15 protein-coding genes are annotated in these 16,092 nt (G+C 57.5%); 8 read left to right on the forward strand and 7 right to left on the reverse strand.

From position 1 onward, the window contains the following. Positions 1 to 56 precede the first annotated feature (56 nt). Positions 57 to 2,312 (forward strand): ATP-dependent Clp protease ATP-binding subunit ClpA, encoded by a 2,256-nt coding sequence (gene clpA, locus ACB035_RS02660; RefSeq protein WP_371166605.1) that lies wholly within the window; start codon positions 57 to 59, stop codon positions 2,310 to 2,312. 68 nt (positions 2,313 to 2,380) lie between these two features. Here clpA and infA read toward each other — a convergent pair whose 3' ends face one another. From infA to aat, 3 genes are all read right to left on the reverse strand, one after another. After that, entirely contained in the window at positions 2,381 to 2,599 is a 219-nt protein-coding gene (infA, locus tag ACB035_RS02665) for a translation initiation factor IF-1 (RefSeq protein WP_005300033.1), read from the reverse strand. 68 nt (positions 2,600 to 2,667) lie between these two features. Further along, complete coding sequence (locus ACB035_RS02670; RefSeq protein ID WP_019445526.1) at positions 2,668 to 3,384, reverse strand: arginyltransferase; 717 nt, start codon at positions 3,382 to 3,384, stop codon at positions 2,668 to 2,670. Next, the gene (gene aat, locus ACB035_RS02675) at positions 3,381 to 4,088 is read right to left on the reverse strand and encodes a leucyl/phenylalanyl-tRNA--protein transferase (RefSeq protein ID WP_144713545.1); all 708 of its coding nucleotides are present in this window, start codon (positions 4,086 to 4,088) and stop codon (positions 3,381 to 3,383) included. Before aat ends, ACB035_RS02670 begins: the two co-directional genes overlap by 4 nt. 19 nt (positions 4,089 to 4,107) lie before the next feature. Here aat and ACB035_RS02680 point away from each other — a divergent pair, with 19 nt between their 5' ends. Further along, positions 4,108 to 4,578: a glycine zipper 2TM domain-containing protein gene (locus tag ACB035_RS02680; protein WP_144713543.1), complete on the forward strand. Its 471-nt coding sequence runs from the start codon at positions 4,108 to 4,110 to the stop codon at positions 4,576 to 4,578. A gap of 108 nt (positions 4,579 to 4,686) precedes the next feature. Here ACB035_RS02680 and ACB035_RS02685 read toward each other — a convergent pair whose 3' ends face one another. From ACB035_RS02685 to ald, 3 genes are all read right to left on the reverse strand, one after another. Continuing rightward, entirely contained in the window at positions 4,687 to 5,934 is a 1,248-nt protein-coding gene (locus tag ACB035_RS02685) for a diguanylate cyclase (RefSeq protein ID WP_019445529.1), read from the reverse strand. A 62-nt stretch (positions 5,935 to 5,996) separates the two neighbouring features. After that, complete coding sequence (gene trxB, locus ACB035_RS02690) at positions 5,997 to 6,947, reverse strand: thioredoxin-disulfide reductase (protein ID WP_019445530.1); 951 nt, start codon at positions 6,945 to 6,947, stop codon at positions 5,997 to 5,999. Between the two features lie 185 nt (positions 6,948 to 7,132). Then, positions 7,133 to 8,248 carry an alanine dehydrogenase gene (gene ald, locus ACB035_RS02695; RefSeq protein WP_371166606.1) on the reverse strand — a complete coding sequence of 372 codons (1,116 nt, stop codon included), beginning with the start codon at positions 8,246 to 8,248 and terminating at the stop codon, positions 7,133 to 7,135. Between the two features lie 150 nt (positions 8,249 to 8,398). On the opposite strand from ald, the gene lrp reads away from it, so the two are divergent. The 5 genes from lrp (at position 8,399) to serS (ending at position 15,403) form a co-directional block, all read left to right on the forward strand. Next, positions 8,399 to 8,890: a leucine-responsive transcriptional regulator Lrp gene (lrp, locus tag ACB035_RS02700; protein ID WP_005300047.1), complete on the forward strand. Its 492-nt coding sequence runs from the start codon at positions 8,399 to 8,401 to the stop codon at positions 8,888 to 8,890. A gap of 215 nt (positions 8,891 to 9,105) precedes the next feature. Further along, on the forward strand, positions 9,106 to 11,622 hold the full coding sequence (locus ACB035_RS02705) for a DNA translocase FtsK 4TM domain-containing protein (RefSeq protein WP_371166607.1): 2,517 nt from the start codon (positions 9,106 to 9,108) through the stop codon (positions 11,620 to 11,622). 80 nt (positions 11,623 to 11,702) lie between these two features. Beyond that, positions 11,703 to 12,311 carry an outer membrane lipoprotein chaperone LolA gene (lolA, locus tag ACB035_RS02710; RefSeq protein ID WP_041202312.1) on the forward strand — a complete coding sequence of 203 codons (609 nt, stop codon included), beginning with the start codon at positions 11,703 to 11,705 and terminating at the stop codon, positions 12,309 to 12,311. A gap of 152 nt (positions 12,312 to 12,463) precedes the next feature. Continuing rightward, positions 12,464 to 13,801 (forward strand): replication-associated recombination protein A, encoded by a 1,338-nt coding sequence (locus tag ACB035_RS02715; protein WP_371166608.1) that lies wholly within the window; start codon positions 12,464 to 12,466, stop codon positions 13,799 to 13,801. Positions 13,802 to 14,107: 306 nt separating this feature from the next. Continuing rightward, a complete protein-coding gene (gene serS, locus ACB035_RS02720) occupies positions 14,108 to 15,403 on the forward strand; it encodes a serine--tRNA ligase (RefSeq protein WP_005337087.1) in 1,296 nt (431 codons plus the stop codon). Positions 15,404 to 15,405: 2 nt separating this feature from the next. Here the strand turns inward: serS and ACB035_RS02725 are convergent, their stop codons facing one another. Beyond that, the gene (locus tag ACB035_RS02725; protein WP_155395816.1) at positions 15,406 to 15,582 is read right to left on the reverse strand and encodes a hypothetical protein; all 177 of its coding nucleotides are present in this window, start codon (positions 15,580 to 15,582) and stop codon (positions 15,406 to 15,408) included. 8 nt (positions 15,583 to 15,590) lie between these two features. On the opposite strand from ACB035_RS02725, the gene ACB035_RS02730 reads away from it, so the two are divergent. Then, positions 15,591 to 16,079, forward strand: coding sequence for a CvpA family protein (locus tag ACB035_RS02730; RefSeq protein ID WP_005337086.1), 489 nt, complete (start codon positions 15,591 to 15,593; stop codon positions 16,077 to 16,079). The last annotated feature ends 13 nt before the right edge of the window (positions 16,080 to 16,092 follow it).

Raw genomic sequence — 16,092 nt, forward strand, 5'->3', positions numbered from 1 at the left:
TGATGACTTGATGGCGAGTGTGACACCACATTGTAGCTGTACTAGGGGAGGTGCCTATGTTGAATAAAGATCTAGAAAAGACGCTGAACGAGGCTTTCAAACTGGCCCGTGACGAGCGCCACGAATTCATGACCGTCGAGCACCTGTTGTTAGCCCTTCTGGATAACAGTTCAGCCCATGAGGCGCTGAGCTCTTGTGGTGCCGATGTCGAGCAGATGCGCAAGGAGATCCGCGCATTCATCACCCAAACCACTCCGCTCATACCGCGCGATGATGACGATCGTGAAACCCAGCCGACACTAGGCTTCCAGCGCGTGTTGCAGCGTGCCGTCTTCCATGTGCAATCCTCCGGCAATACCGAAGTCAGCGGCGCCAACGTGCTGGTCGCTATCTTCAGTGAGCAGGAGTCACAAGCTGCCTATTTCCTGAAAAAAGCCGAGATCAGCCGTCTCGACGTCGTCAATTTCCTCTCCCACGGGGTTCGCAAGGACAGCAAGCCTGATATCGGCAGCAATAACAATCCCGAGTCTGATGATGATGTCTCGGCCGCACAGATCGAGAGCTTTGCCACCAACCTGAACCAGCTGGTGCTGGAAGGGCGCATCGATCCGCTGATTGGCCGTGATCAGGAGCTCAATCGTACCATTCAGGTGCTCTGCCGTCGTCGCAAGAACAACCCGCTGCTGGTGGGTGAAGCGGGCGTGGGTAAAACCGCCATTGCCGAAGGGTTGGCTTACCGTATCGTTAAAGGCGATGTGCCCGAGGTGATCGCCGGTAGTACCATCTACTCGCTGGATATGGGTTCTCTGCTGGCGGGCACCAAATACCGTGGTGATTTCGAGAAGCGCCTCAAGGTACTGCTCAAGCAGATTGAGCGTCAGGAAGGGGCCATCCTCTTTATCGACGAGATCCATACCATCATCGGTGCCGGTGCGGCATCCGGTGGTCAGCTGGATGCAGCCAACCTAATCAAGCCGCTGCTCTCCAATGGTTTGCTCCGCTGCGTGGGATCCACCACTTATCAGGAGTACGCCCAGATCTTCGAGAAAGACCGTGCGTTGGCCCGTCGCTTCCAGAAGATCGATATTGTCGAGCCGACTATCGATGACACCACTCGCATCCTGATGGGGCTCAAGAGTCGCTATGAAGCTCACCACGGCGTGCGCTATACCGCCAAGGCGATCCGTGCAGCTGCCGAGCTTTCTGCCAAGTACATCAATGACCGTCACTTGCCCGACAAGGCGATCGACGTGATCGATGAGGCTGGTGCCGGTCAACGGTTGCTGCCGGCGAGCAAGCGCAAGAAAGTGATCAATGTGCAGGAAATTGAGTCCATTGTGGCCAAGATTGCCCGCATTCCGGAAAAATCAGTCTCCTCTTCAGATAAAGAGGTACTGAAGAACTTGGAGCGCAATCTGAAGATGGTGGTCTTTGGTCAGGATAAAGCCATCGAGGTGCTGACCGATGCGATTCGCCTCTCTCGTTCAGGTTTGGGTAACGAGCGTCGCCCGGTTGGTTGCTTCCTCTTTGCCGGTCCTACCGGTGTCGGTAAAACAGAGGTGACCCAGCAGTTGGGCAAGGCGCTGGGTGTCGAGATGCTGCGCTTTGATATGTCCGAGTACATGGAGCGTCACACCGTCTCACGTCTGATTGGGGCGCCTCCCGGCTATGTCGGTTTTGAGCAGGGTGGTTTGCTGACTGATGCGGTGATCAAGCATCCTCATTCCGTTGTGTTGCTCGACGAAATTGAGAAAGCTCACCCGGACGTATTTAATCTGCTGCTGCAGGTGATGGACAACGGCACCTTGACCGATAACAACGGGCGTAAGGCGGATTTCCGTAACGTGATTTTGGTCATGACTACCAACGCCGGAGTGCAGGAGACTCAGCGCAAATCGATTGGTTTCCAGCAACAGGATTTGAGCCACGATGCCATGGCGGTGATCAACAAGACCTTCAGTCCGGAGTTTCGTAACCGGCTTGATCACACCATCTGGTTCAACCATCTCGATATGACGGTGATCCATCAGGTGGTCGACAAGTTCATTGTCGAATTGCAGGTTCAACTGGATGCGAAGGGAGTCTCTCTCGAGGTGTCCGAGCGTGCCCGCCACTGGTTGGCGGAGAAGGGGTATGACAGAGCCATGGGGGCCAGACCGATGGGGCGGGTAATCCAGGAGCACCTCAAGAAGCCCCTGGCCAACGAGATCCTGTTTGGTTCACTGGTTGACGGGGGGATAGTGAAGGTTGAGTTGGTAAATGACAGCCTCAGCTTTGATTTTCAGGTCAATGTTGAAGCTGTTTCCCACTAAGCGTCAGTGATCAGAAAACGACAAAAAACCCCAACCGAAAGGTTGGGGTTTTTTGCTGAATTCCTGGCTTAGCGAGAGCGGAAAACAATACGTCCCTTGGAGAGATCGTAGGGAGTCAGTGCTACCGTTACTTTGTCTCCAGTCAGGATACGAATGTAGTTTTTGCGCATCTTGCCTGAAATATGAGCGATAACCACGTGACCATTCTCCAGTTCCACACGGAACATGGTATTGGGCAGGGTTTCGAGAATAGTGCCCTGCATCTCAATACTGTCTTCTTTAGCCATTGAATCCTCTTGATAAGCCACAACAAAAAACCGCTGGATCATGCCGGATTTAAGGCTATGTGTAAAGTTTACTCGGGCTTGGTGTCGATATTTTTCCATTCCCCCTGAATTAACAGCTCATGAGGGAGGTAATTGCGTTTGTAATTCATCTTGCGACACGCCTCTACCAGATAGCCAAGATAGAGCCAGCTTCGCCCGGTTCGCCTGGCCAGATCGAGCTGGCAAAGGATGGCAAAGGTGCCCAGGGAGCGATCGGCATAATCTGGATCGAAGAAGGTGTACATGGCGCTCAAGGAGTGGGGCAGCAGGTCTGTGGTGGCCACGCCGATAAGACGGCCCTCCTTGCGCATCTCCAGATAGAGTGGCGGCATCCAGTCACAATGGAGAAAACCGCGATACTGGCTGCGGTTGGGGGGATACATGCTGCCATCGTGGTGGCGTTCGCGGATATAGCGTTCGTAGAGCAGGTAATACTCGGGCTTGTCATCGTAGCTCAGGACGATCTCGATATCCCTGTTGAGCTGGCGGATCCGCTTCTGGCCGCGGCTGGGGCGAAAGCGCTCGCTGTGAATACGAAGGGATTGGCAGGCATGGCACGCCGGGCAGTGGGGGCGATAGATGTCGTTGCCACTGCGGCGAAAACCGGCAGTCAACAATCGCTCGTAGCCGTTGGCGTTGAGCAGATTGTGATCCATCAGTACCAGCAATTGCTCCTGCTCATGGTCCAGATAACTGCAGGGATGCTTGGGAGTCAGCCCTACTTTTAGGATCACTTCTTCAGTCATAGGCTGATTTCCCCCTCTTGCCAGCAGGAAGCCAATAGTGGTTGATGGCCAAGGCGCGCCAGCTCAGCCAGAAAACGGGCCCGTGGCCACTCCTCGATACCCAGGGTCGCCAGAAACGGGTTCTGCATCTGGCAATCGATGAGGGCGCCGTGATGGCGGGCGAAGTGGCGACAGAGTGCCACCATGGCAAGTTTGGCGCCGTTATCAATCCGGCTGAACATGGATTCACCGCAAAACAGTCGGCCGATAGAGAGGCCATACAGTCCCGCTTGCAGCTCTCCCTCCTGCCAGATCTCGATAGAGTGGGCATGACCCAGTTGGTGCAACTGCTGGTAGGCCTCGATCATGGGTTGGCTGATCCAGGTGCCATCGGCAGTGCGACGAGGGGCGGCGCAGGCGGTAATGACTTCATTAAAGGCGCGATTGACGGAAATATCGAATGGGGTACGGCGGATAATCTTCTGCAGTGTCCGCCCCACATGGAGTTGGTCGGGACGGATCACGCCGCGGGGATCCGGTGACCACCACAGGGTCGGTTGGTGGGGTTCATTCCACGGGAAGATCCCCTTGTGGTAAGCTGCCAGCAATCTGGCAGGGGAGAGATCCCCGCCGATCGCCAGCAAGCCGTTGGGCTCTTCCAGCGCATGGCTGGGGTCGGGAAACCAGCAAAGCTCATCATCCAGTTGGGTAAGATAGCGAGACATAAGGCAACGAGGTTCATAGATGAAGGCCATTATCCTGATAGTATCCAGCTTGTTCTGCTTTGTCACGGCGCCCGCCGGGGCGGAGGTCTACCAGCGCAATACCGCGCGGCCGGTCAATCAGGTGGTGTTTGGTCAGGTCGAAACGGCGCGCAATATTACCCAGCGCCAGATCCTGGAGTCCGAGCACTCTGGCTGGAAGACGCTGGGTGGTGCCGTGTTGGGCGGCCTGCTGGGCAACCAGTTTGGCGGCGGTCATGGCCGTGAGATCGCCACCGCCGTCGGGGCGCTCGCTGGTGCTGCGGCTGCGCAGCAATACCAGTCCGGGGGAACCGTGGTGGAAAACAAGTTGGTGGAGCTGCTGATCCGCAACGAGCAAAATGCCCTTATCAACGTGATCCAGGATTATGATCCCGCCATGGTCTTTGCCAATGGAGACAAGGTGCGCATTCTCTACTTCGATGATGGGGTGCGGGTCGACAAGACTTACTGACTTTCGATAGTCATGGTGATGGGGAGACTGTGGCAGGAAAGGAACCCGCAGACTCTCCTGCCGGAAAGTCTGTCGGGCGGTAATACACGGGACTGATGCCCTGAGGATTCAGATAGTTATCTCTTGAGAGACTATCTTGTCGCGACCGGTGTTCTTTGCCTGATAGAGCAGCCGATCCGCTACGCTCAGCGCCTCGTCCATGGATATCCGCCCGACGCTGATCACGCCGTAACTGGCGCGAACAAAGAGCGGGGTTTCCGGTGACAAAGGTTGCTGGCGCAGCTGCTGACGCAGCCCTTCAAGACGCTTGATCAACACGGGGACGGTACAGTGAGGCACCATCATGGCAAACTCCTCTCCGCCAAAGCGGGCGATCATGGCATCGGGGAAGAACTGGGTCAGTAACCGAGTCAGATGGCAGAGCAGTTGATCGCCGATGGCATGGCCCCAGTGATCGTTGACCTGCTTGAAGTGATCCACATCGAGCACACAGAGTGCCAGAGGCGTCTGCTGGCGCTGATGCTCTTCAAACCATTTTTGCCCTTCGTTGAACCAGTAGCGCCGGTTGTAGAGACCGGTCAGGTAGTCGCGATTGGCTGACTCCTGAATGCTGTTGAACTGCTCGAGCGCTTCCAGATTGTGGCTGACCCGACACTGCAGCTCTTCCGGCTCGAACGGCTGGTTGAGAAAGTCGTTGGCGCCTTGCTTGAGGTAGCGAGCAGAGAGACCGCGTTTGTCCGAGACCGAGATCCCGATAATCGCGAGCTGCTGCTTGCTGTATCGCTCTCTCAGCATCCGCACCAGACTGATGCCATCGATATCCGGCATATAGTAGTCGACCAGTGCCAGCCGGATGTCCGGGTGTTGCTCCAGCATCGCCATCGCTTCACGGGCATGACTGGCCTCATGCACCTGCAACAACTGCTTGCGCAACTGGGCCATGGTGCGGTGACGGGAGGTGCGTGAGTCATCGACCACCAGCACTTCGATGGACTGGTTGAGATAGAGGCGGTGCACCAGACTGACGGCATATTGCAGCGAGTGGCGCGAATCCTTCATCACATAGTCCAGCACGCCGGTTTCCAGCCAGGCGGCACGTTTATCCTCGCTGATGTCGGCAGTGAGGATCACCACCGGCAAACCTCGAGCCAGCAGCTCGTTGACCGCTTCGCCACGGGGCGCATCCGGCAAGGTCAGGTCCACCAGCGCGACCACATACTCCTCGCCTCGGCAGTGACGGGCACCTTCGAGGGTATCGAAGGCGTCAATCTCGAGGCCAGTCTGCTGGGCAATGGCCTGAGTCAGCATACGGCGGATGGTCAGGCTATCTTCGACAATCAATATCTTCTGTTTCATTAGACTCCTTTAAATAAAAAAGGCATACCGACTGGTATGCCTTATATCACAACTACGCTTGTTTATTGCGCGTCGAGGTAGCGTTCGGCATCGAGGGCTGCCATGCAGCCGGTACCGGCAGAGGTGATCGCCTGACGGTAGTTGTGGTCGGCCACATCGCCAGCAGCGAAGACTCCTTCAATGCTGGTCTGGGTGGCAAAACCGTCGAGGCCGCCACGTACCTTCAGATAGCCGTTTTGCATCTCCAGCTGGCCATCGAAGATCTGGGTATTGGGCTGGTGGCCGATGGCGATGAAGACGCCCATCAGCGGCAGCTCGCTGGTGCTGTTGTCCTGAGTGTTGCGCAGGCGCACACCGGTGACCCCCATCTGATCACCCAGCACTTCGTCCAGGGTCTGGTGGGTGTGCAGCACGATGTTGCCGCTCGCAACCTTGTCGTGCAGACGCTTGATCAGGATCTTCTCGGCACGGAACTCGTCGCGGCGGTGGATCAGGTGCACCTTCTTGGCGATGTTGGCCAGATACAAGGCTTCTTCAACTGCGGTGTTGCCGCCGCCGATCACCGCCACTTCCTGATTGCGGTAGAAGAAACCGTCACAGGTGGCACAGGCAGAGACGCCGCGCCCTTTGAAGGCCTCTTCGGAGGGCAGGCCCAGATACTTGGCGGAGGCGCCGGTCGCAATGATCAGGGCATCGCAGGTGTATTCGCCGTTGTCCCCTTTGAGGCGGAACGGGCGCTGAGTCAGTTCGACACTGTTGATGTGATCAAACAGGATGCGGGTATCGAACTTCTCTGCATGCTCTTTCATGCGTTCCATCAGGGCCGGGCCGGTCAGGCCTTCCGGATCACCTGGCCAGTTTTCCACTTCGGTGGTGGTGGTCAGCTGACCCCCTTGCTGCATGCCGGTGATGAGCAGGGGATTGAGGTTGGCGCGGGCGGCGTAGACGGCCGCGGTGTAACCGGCCGGGCCTGACCCTAAGATCAGCAATTTGCTGTGAGTGACTTGGCTCATGATGTCATTTCCGGGATGTGATGAGTTTGCGCGATTGTAGGTAATTCGTGATCCGGGGTCAAAGGCTGGTGAGTCGATTGCACTAATCGTGTTCACAAGGGGTGACACGCAAAATAAAGGAATAAAAAAACCGCCCATCGCGGGCGGATTTTCACTCATCTCCAACTGGCGCAGGCCAGCGCAGATCAGTTCAGCAGGGTCAGGGGATCCGTGTAGGCAAGGCCATGAGCCACGGCGACTTCTTTGCAGGTGAGCTTGCCCTCCATCACGTTGAGGCCATGACGCAGGTGCACGTCTGACGACAGGGCGTCGCGGTAACCTTGTTGAGCCAGCTTGATGATAAAGGGGAGGGTAGCGTTGTTGAGTGCCACGGTCGAGGTACGGGCTACCGCACCCGGCATGTTGGCGACACAGTAGTGCACCACCTCATCGACAATATAGGTCGGATCCTGGTGGGTGGTGGCGTGGGAGGTTTCCACACAGCCGCCCTGATCGATGGCGACATCGACGATAGCAGAACCCGGCTTCATGCGCGCAATGTGGTCACGGCGGACAAGTTTTGGCGCAGTGGCACCCGGCACCAGCACGCCTCCGATGACCAGATCGGCCGCCAGCAGATGACGCTCCAGCGTCTCGCTGTTGGAGTAAACCACCTTGGCCGCTCCCTGGAACTCGTTATCGAGACGGCGCAGGGTATCGACGTTGTTGTCGAGGATGGTCACATCCGCGCGCAGGCCAATGGCCATGCGGGCTGCATTGGAGCCGACCACGCCGCCGCCGATGATCACCACCTTGGCCGGTTCGACACCGGGTACGCCGCCGATCAGCACTCCGCTACCACCGCGCGATTTTTCCAGCGCCTGGGCACCCGCCTGAATAGACATGCGTCCGGCCACTTCTGACATGGGGGCCAGCAGGGGCAGGCCGCCACGGCCGTCGGTGACGGTTTCATAGGCGATACAGATGGCGCCGCTTTTCAGCAGGGCTTCGGTCTGGGGCAAGTCTGGCGCCAGATGCAGATAGGTGAACAGGGTTTGACCCGGACGCAGCATGGCACATTCGACAGGCTGAGGTTCCTTGACCTTGACGATCATCTCGGCTTTGGCGAAAACCTCTGCTGCAGAGGCCAAAATTTCGGCTCCAACAGCGATATAATCTGCATCGCTGAAGCCAATGCCGTTTCCGGCACCGCTTTGGACGAAAACAGTATGGTTTCGTGCTGTCAGTTCACGTACACTGGCCGGAACCATGCCTACGCGGTATTCATGGTTTTTTATCTCTTTAGGTACACCGATAATCATGCTATCCCTCGTCTATAGATTGGTGTTTCATGTTGCCAAAATGTTAACCAACATTTGCGCCTAGTATATTCAGGTATTGACAGGATTTGTGACCATAATTATAAAATGACTGGTGATTCTTACCAAAAAATAGCCAAAGGATGGAATAAAATGATGGAAGCTAAGAGTCGGCTAAAGGATTTGGACAGGATTGACCGCAACATTCTTAATGAACTGCAAAAGGATGGCAGGATTTCGAATGTTGAGTTGTCCAAGCGAGTTGGCCTGAGTCCTACACCGTGTCTGGAACGGGTTCGTCGCCTCGAGCGACAAGGGTATATCGAAGGATATGCTGCGATTCTGAACCCTCATTATCTGGATGCGTCGCTGCTGGTTTTTGTAGAGATAACCCTCAACCGCGGTGCTCCCGATGTGTTTGAACAGTTCAACAAGGCTGTTCAGGTACTCGAAGAGATCCAGGAGTGTCATCTGGTTTCCGGTGACTTCGACTATCTGCTCAAGACCCGAGTCAGCGACATGTCGGCTTACCGCCGTCTGTTGGGGGAAACCCTGCTGCGTCTGCCCGGTGTCAATGACACCCGCACCTACGTGGTGATGGAAGAGGTCAAGCAGAGCAGTCGTCTGGTGATCAGCACCCGATAAAGCAGGTTATGCCGTGGTATCTTTTCCATATGAGACACCATGACAGTCAGAAACGAGCGGCCGGTCCGCTCGTTTCTTCTTGTAAAGACTTCTTGTAAAGAAGAGTGCAAATATGGCCCCGTCCCATCAGGCACAGGCTGACAATCGATGGGCTTTTCGGGGATACTAGGCCCCCTTATTTCCTGCATTACATGTTTTCAGAAAGGAGCCGGAGTTTGGCCGATAAAAAGCTGTTTACTCCTTTATCAGGTACACAACGGATCTTCGAAGCCGTCTTGATCGCCATCACCCTGATGGCTGCTTATCTTCTGCTTGCCCTGTTGTCCTATCATCCCGCTGATCCCGGCTGGTCTCAGACCTCCTGGCAAGGGGAGGTGAAGAACCTCGCCGGTAGTGCCGGTGCCTGGCTCGCCGACATCACCATGTTTACCTTTGGTGCCTTCTCCTATCTGGTGCCGCCGCTGGTGGTACTGCTGGGCTGGAGTCTGTTCTGGCGTCCGAGCCGTCTGCTCGATGTGGATTACCTCACCCTGGGGGTGCGGATCATCGGCTTTATCCTGACCGTGCTCGGCATGTCGGCCATTGCCAGCATGAACTTCAACGATATGCAAAACTTCTCCGCCGGTGGTCTGGTGGGGGATGTAATAGCCTCCGCAGTGGTGCCGCTGTTTGGCGGCGTCGGGGCCAATCTGATGCTGCTCTGCTTCGTGGCAACCGGCATCACCCTGTTTACCGGCTGGTCCTGGCTCACCATCGTCGAGCAGATCGGCGCGGCCTGTACCGGTTCGGTCAGCGCTGTTTACCACTTCCCGACCACCCTCGGCCGCTGGCTGACCGGTGGCTGGCGTCAACCCCGCAACGAGGGGCCGGATCCCTTGCTGGAAAGCGGGGTAGGGGCCATCGCGTTTGATGATGAGGAAGATGAGCCGCACACCAGCTGGACTCGCAAGCCCAAGGCCAAGAATCAGAAGGCTGCCGCCGAAGAGTGGCTGCCGGAACTCGACGACGATACCTTCGAGTTCGAGCCCCAGTTTGATGATGAAGAGGACGAGCCGGCTCCGGCTGCCAAGCCTAAACGTGCGGTGGCGGCCGCCAATGGGCGCCGTCAGCCGGTACTGGCTGTGGCCGATGACGATGATGAGGACGATCTGGATCTGCCTTGGGCCGAAGGGGACGACGAGGTTGCCGCGCCGGTAGCCGTCGCACCAACCAAGCCCAAGCGTCGTCCGCAGTCAACAATGCCACCGTTGCCGAGTATCGAGCTGCTCGACCGTCCACCCGCCAAGACCCAGATGATGAGCAAGGATGAGCTGGATCGCATGGGGCGTCTGGTGGAGGCCAAGCTTGCCGACTACAACGTGCAGGCCAAGGTGGTCGGTGTCTATCCGGGTCCGGTTATTACCCGTTTCGAGCTGGATCTGGCGCCGGGCATGAAGGCGAGCAAGATCACCAACCTCTCACGCGATCTGGCCCGCTCCTTGTCTGCCAGCAGCGTGCGGGTGGTTGAGGTGATCCCGGGCAAGACCTATGTCGGTATCGAGCTGCCCAACCGGGTGCGTCAGACCGTTTACCTGCGCGAAACTCTCGACTGCGATGCGTTCCGCGATAGCCGCAACCCGCTCACCATGGGCCTGGGTCAGGATATCGCAGGGGAGCCGGTGGTGGTGAACCTGGCCAAGATGCCGCACCTGCTGGTGGCCGGTACCACAGGTTCAGGTAAGTCGGTGGGGGTCAACACCATGATCATCTCGATGCTCTACAAGTCCTCCCCCGATGACCTGCGCTTTATCATGATCGACCCCAAGATGCTGGAACTCTCGGTCTACGAAGGGATCCCGCATCTGCTGACCGAGGTGGTGACCGACATGAAGGACGCCGCCAACGCCCTGCGCTGGTGTGTGGGCGAGATGGAGCGCCGTTACAAGCTGATGTCGGCAGTCGGGGTGCGCAACCTCAAGGGCTACAACGACAAGGTACTTGCTGCCATCGAGGAGGGGGAACCCTTGCTGGATCCGTTGTGGCGCCCGGGTGACTCCATGGATCAGATGCCGCCGGAGCTGGAGAAGCTGCCCCACATCGTGGTGGTGGTGGACGAATTTGCCGACATGATGATGATCGTCGGCAAGAAGGTGGAAGAGCTGATCGCCCGTATCGCCCAGAAGGCGCGGGCCGCCGGTATTCACCTTATTCTGGCGACCCAGCGTCCGTCAGTGGATGTGATTACCGGTCTTATCAAGGCCAACATCCCGACCCGTATTTCGTTCCAGGTGTCGAGCAAGATCGACTCGCGCACCATCATCGATCAGGGGGGCGCCGAATCTCTGCTCGGCATGGGCGACATGCTCTACATGCCAGCCGGTACCTCCAACCCGACCCGGGTACACGGTGCGTTCGTCGATGATCACGAAGTGCACAAGGTAGTGGCAGACTGGAAACTGCGCGGCGAGCCGAACTACATCGAGGAGATCCTCTCCGGTGAGTCGGGTGGCGAAGGTGGCAGCGGCGAATATGGCGGTGGTGGCGATGAAGAGCTCGACCCCCTGTTCGACGAGGCGGTCGCCTTTGTGGTGGAGTCCCGCCGTGGCTCGACCTCCAGCGTCCAGCGCAAGTTCAAGATTGGTTACAACCGGGCCGCTCGTCTCATCGAGCAGATGGAGAATCAGGGCATCGTCAGCTCACCGGGTGGCAATGGTCAGCGCGACGTGCTGGCACCGCCGCCGGTGCGGGACTAAGCCTCACCGTTTCATACTATCCCTGGCCATGCCCTCCGCGGGCGTGGCCTTTTATCGAGAGCGTCTTTATGAAGAGCGTGATGAAAAAACAACTGTTGATGGGTACCGTGCTGCTGATGGCCAGCAGCCAGGTGTGGGCCGATGCGGCCAGCGATCTCAAACAGAAGCTTGCGGGGGTGAGCCTCTTCTCCGCCAAATTTGCCCAGACCGTCTATGACAGCAAGGGCAAGGAGCTGCAAAAGGCTAGCGGCGATCTGCTGGTGCAGCGGCCAAACCGTTTCAACTGGCACACTACCTCGCCGGACGAGAGCCTGATCGTGGCAGATGGTCAGGATGTCTGGGTCTATGATCCCTTCGTCGAGCAGGTCACTGCCCTCAAGCTGAAAGATGCGGTGCTCAACACCCCCTTTATTCTGATCGCTGGTAATGACGACAAGTTCTGGAAGAACTATGACGTGACCCAGCAGGGCGATGTCTACACCGTCACCAGCCGTAACAAGGATGAGCTGATTGCCTCCTTCCGTGTCACCTTCGACAGACAAGACAACATCAGTCGTTTCGATGTGAAAGAGGCGCAAGGGCAGTGGAGTGAATTCACCCTGAGCAGCTTCAACCGCAAGCCGGTGCTCAAGGGCAACGAATTTGTTTTCAAGATCCCGAAGGGGGTCGAGCTGGACGACCAGCGCTAATGAGCAAGCGGTCGTTGGATTGCTCGCCACTGTGCCAGTCAAAGGTGAGTGGCGTGACGTTGGGTGGTCAATACAGATGAGTAACCTCTTATTGGATTTCTCGTCGGACCGTTTTCCATGGCGGTATCCGTGATACTGAACGGTCAATACAGATGAGTAACTTGTCGCTGGATTTCTCTTCGGACTTTCGTCCGCTGGCGGCCCGGATGCGGCCGCAAAACCTCGACCAGTATATCGGTCAGCAACATATCCTGGGGGCTGACAAGCCCCTGCGCAAAGCCATTCTGGCGGGTCACTGCCACTCGATGATCCTGTGGGGGCCACCCGGGACCGGCAAGACAACGCTGGCGGAGCTGATGGCTCACTACTGTCAGGCGGAAGTGGAGCGACTCTCTGCTGTCACCTCCGGCATCAAGGAGATCCGCGCCGCCATCGACAAGGCGAAGGAGAACAGCTGGCGCGGGGTGCGTACCATCCTGTTTGTGGATGAGGTGCACCGCTTCAACAAGAGTCAGCAGGATGTGTTCCTGCCTCACATCGAGGATGGCACCATCACCTTTATCGGTGCCACCACCGAAAACCCCTCGTTCGAACTCAACAACGCACTGCTCTCACGAGCCCGGGTCTATCTGCTCAAGCGGCTGGAGGAGAGCGATATTCTCGCCATGCTCGATCAGGCGATGACCGATCCCCGTGGTCTCAATGATCCGGGACTCACCTTTGCCCCCGGCGTCAAAGAGGCGTTGGCCAAGGCGGTGGATGGGGACGGGCGAAAATCCCTCAACTATCTGGAGCTGTTGGCCGACATGGCCGAAACCGACAGCACAGGGGCGCGGGTGATCGACAGTGCCCTGCTCGCTGCCGTGGTGGGGGAGCACGTGGCCCGCTTCGACAAGGGGGGCGATCACTTCTACGACCTCATCTCGGCGGTGCACAAATCCATTCGCGGCTCGGCGCCGGATGCGGCGCTCTACTGGTATGCCCGTATGGTGAGCGCCGGTTGCGATCCCCTCTATATCGCCCGCCGCTTGCTGGCGATTGCCTCGGAAGATGTGGGCAATGCCGATCCGCGCGCCATGCAGGTCGCCCTGTCGGCCTGGGATTGTTTCCATCGGATCGGTCCGGCGGAAGGGGAGCGGGCCATCGCCCAGGCGATCGTCTATCTCGCCTGTGCCCCGAAAAGCAATGCGGTCTATACCGCCTGGAAGGCGGCGCTTCATGATGCCAAAAATCTCCCTGACTTCGAGGTGCCGGTACACCTGCGCAATGCGCCGACCAAGCTGATGAGCGATCTGGGCTATGGCGCCGAGTATCGCTACGCCCATGACGAGCCGGGCGCCTATGCTGCGGGCGAGCAGTATTTCCCGCCCGAGCTGGCGGGCAAGCAGTACTACCAGCCCACCGATCGCGGCCTTGAAAAGCAGATTGGCCAGAAGCTCGATTACCTCCATGAACTGGACAGGCAAAGTCCGCAGCAACGGGGCAAATAGCCCCTTTGTTACCTCGCATGGCTGAAAATTGGTCAGGCGTTTGAATATGCAGGACGGTTTGCGTGCCAAAGTCGGTAAAAACGACACAAATAGTCCCTGTTCGGGCGGGGGGGCGGTCTGCTACACTGCCCGTCTGACCCCGCTTGTCTTGGCCTTGCGCCATCTTCTTGATCTCGAAGGCCTGATAGTTAAGGCCCGATTCTGAAGACGATTGGGGTGCGCCAACCGATGTTAACTTCCGGATCTGTTTCCCAGCCCGTCATGACGACTCAGGCCCAGATCCCATTTTAAAAAAGTAGGTAAACCATGCTGGATCCCAAATATCTGCGCAGCGATATCGAAGAGGCTGCCGCTCGTCTGGCGACACGTGGCTACGTTCTGGACGTAGCGGCTGTCAACGCTCTGGAAGAGAAACGCAAGGATCTGCAGTCCCGTACCCAGGAGCTGCAGGCCGAGCGCAACGCCCGCTCCAAATCCATCGGTGAAGCTGCCCGTCGTGGTGAAGATGTTGCCCCGCTCAAGGCCGAAGTGACCAAGATCAACGACGAGCTGGAAACCAGCAAGGTCGAGCTGGATGCCCTGCTGGCCCAGTTGAAAGCCATTGCCGACGCCATCCCCAACCTGCCGAGCGAGACCACGCCGGTGGGCCGTGACGAGAACGACAACGTGGAAGTGCGCCGTTGGGGTACACCGCGCGAGTTCAGCTTCCCGGTACGCGATCACATCGATCTGGGCGAAGCGGCCAAGGGCGTTGACTTCAAAAACGGCGTCAAACTCTCCGGTACCCGTTTCGTAGTGATGAAGGGTCAGATTGCCCGTCTGCACCGTGCCCTGGCTCAGTTCATGCTGGATCTGCACACCCAGCAGCATGGTTACACCGAGTGCTACGTGCCCTATCTGGTGAACCCGGACAGCCTCTATGGTACCGGCCAGTTGCCGAAATTTGCTCAGGACCTGTTCAATACCGGTATCGAAGGTGAAGGGGAAGAAGAGGGCAAGGTGCGCAAGTTCTCCCTGATCCCGACCTCCGAAGTGCCGCTCACCAACATGGCCCGCGACGAGATCTTTGACGCGCAAGAGCTGCCAATCAAGATGACCGCCCACAGCCCCTGCTTCCGCTCCGAAGCCGGTTCCTACGGTCGTGATACCCGTGGCCTCATCCGTATGCACCAGTTCGACAAGGTTGAAATGGTTCAGCTGGTTCACCCGGAGAAATCTTGGGATGCACTGGAAGAGATGGTCGGTCACGCCGAGAAGGTGCTGCAACTGCTGGAACTGCCGTATCGCGTGATGGCGCTCTCTACCGGTGACATGGGCTTCTGCGCTTCCAAGACCTACGATCTGGAAGTGTGGCTGCCGGCCCAGAACACTTACCGCGAGATCTCCTCTGTCTCCAACTGCACCGACTTCCAGGCGCGCCGCATGCAAGCTCGCGTGCGCATCGATGGCAAGCCGCAACTGCTGCACACCCTGAACGGTTCCGGTCTGGCGGTGGGTCGTACTCTGGTTGCCGTGATGGAGAACTACCAGCAGGAAGATGGTCGCATCGCCATCCCGGCTGCGCTGCAATCCTACATGGGTGGCCTGACCCACATCGGGTAAGTTCACGCCGCTGACCACAACGCCATGGCATTGCCATGGCGTTGTGCATTCTGGCGCCGATCAACCGTTTTAGTGCTGAAAAAATGCGGCTTTTCGGCGTCGCTTTGAACAGTTAACACATTTTTATCAAGCAATGCGCAATCGTTTTTGTTAGACTGCGCCGCAATTTCGCAGGACATCTTTTTCTATGGTCTGGATTGATTACGCCATCATCGGCATCGTCGGTTTCTCTGCTCTCATCAGCCTGGTGCGCGGCTTCGTCAAGGAGGCCATGTCTCTTGTCACCTGGTTCGTCGCCTTCTTTATTGCCAGCCATTTTTATCCCGATCTCGCCGTCTATTTCACCTCCTTCTCCGACGCGCTGGTTCGCAACGGTCTGGCCATCGCGGCGCTGTTTGTGGCGACCTTGATCCTCGGCAGCGTGGTCAACTATGTGGTGGGCCTGTTGGTGGACAAGACGGGTCTCTCCGGTACCGATCGGGTGCTGGGGGTCTGCTTCGGTGCAATTCGCGGGGTGCTGATCGTCAGTGCCCTGCTTTTTTTCATGGATACCTTCACCAGCCTCTCCCAGAGCGACTGGTGGGTGGCGTCCAAGCTGGTGCCGGAGTTCAAGCCGGTGATCCAGTGGTTTTTCGGGTTCATGTTGAACTCATCCAGTTTTCTTAAACAGGTATAGTGACTTCGAGGTA

It is taken from the genome of Aeromonas sp. S12(2024) (genome assembly GCF_041402305.1).
Taxonomy (GTDB): Bacteria; Pseudomonadota; Gammaproteobacteria; order Enterobacterales; family Aeromonadaceae; genus Aeromonas; species Aeromonas veronii.

What these genes read in the sequence shown, in the direction of transcription:
- clpA (WP_371166605.1), top strand. Translation starts at nt 57, where the DNA reads ATGTTGAATAAAGATCTAGAAAAGACGCTGAACGAGGCTTTCAAACTG.
- infA (WP_005300033.1), bottom strand. Translation starts at nt 2,599, where the DNA reads ATGGCTAAAGAAGACAGTATTGAGATGCAGGGCACTATTCTCGAAACC.
- ACB035_RS02670 (WP_019445526.1), bottom strand. Translation starts at nt 3,384, where the DNA reads ATGACTGAAGAAGTGATCCTAAAAGTAGGGCTGACTCCCAAGCATCCC.
- aat (WP_144713545.1), bottom strand. Translation starts at nt 4,088, where the DNA reads ATGTCTCGCTATCTTACCCAACTGGATGATGAGCTTTGCTGGTTTCCC.
- ACB035_RS02680 (WP_144713543.1), top strand. Translation starts at nt 4,108, where the DNA reads ATGAAGGCCATTATCCTGATAGTATCCAGCTTGTTCTGCTTTGTCACG.
- ACB035_RS02685 (WP_019445529.1), bottom strand. Translation starts at nt 5,934, where the DNA reads ATGAAACAGAAGATATTGATTGTCGAAGATAGCCTGACCATCCGCCGT.
- trxB (WP_019445530.1), bottom strand. Translation starts at nt 6,947, where the DNA reads ATGAGCCAAGTCACTCACAGCAAATTGCTGATCTTAGGGTCAGGCCCG.
- ald (WP_371166606.1), bottom strand. Translation starts at nt 8,248, where the DNA reads ATGATTATCGGTGTACCTAAAGAGATAAAAAACCATGAATACCGCGTA.
- lrp (WP_005300047.1), top strand. Translation starts at nt 8,399, where the DNA reads ATGATGGAAGCTAAGAGTCGGCTAAAGGATTTGGACAGGATTGACCGC.
- lolA (WP_041202312.1), top strand. Translation starts at nt 11,703, where the DNA reads ATGAAAAAACAACTGTTGATGGGTACCGTGCTGCTGATGGCCAGCAGC.
- ACB035_RS02715 (WP_371166608.1), top strand. Translation starts at nt 12,464, where the DNA reads ATGAGTAACTTGTCGCTGGATTTCTCTTCGGACTTTCGTCCGCTGGCG.
- serS (WP_005337087.1), top strand. Translation starts at nt 14,108, where the DNA reads ATGCTGGATCCCAAATATCTGCGCAGCGATATCGAAGAGGCTGCCGCT.
- ACB035_RS02725 (WP_155395816.1), bottom strand. Translation starts at nt 15,582, where the DNA reads ATGTCCTGCGAAATTGCGGCGCAGTCTAACAAAAACGATTGCGCATTG.
- ACB035_RS02730 (WP_005337086.1), top strand. Translation starts at nt 15,591, where the DNA reads ATGGTCTGGATTGATTACGCCATCATCGGCATCGTCGGTTTCTCTGCT.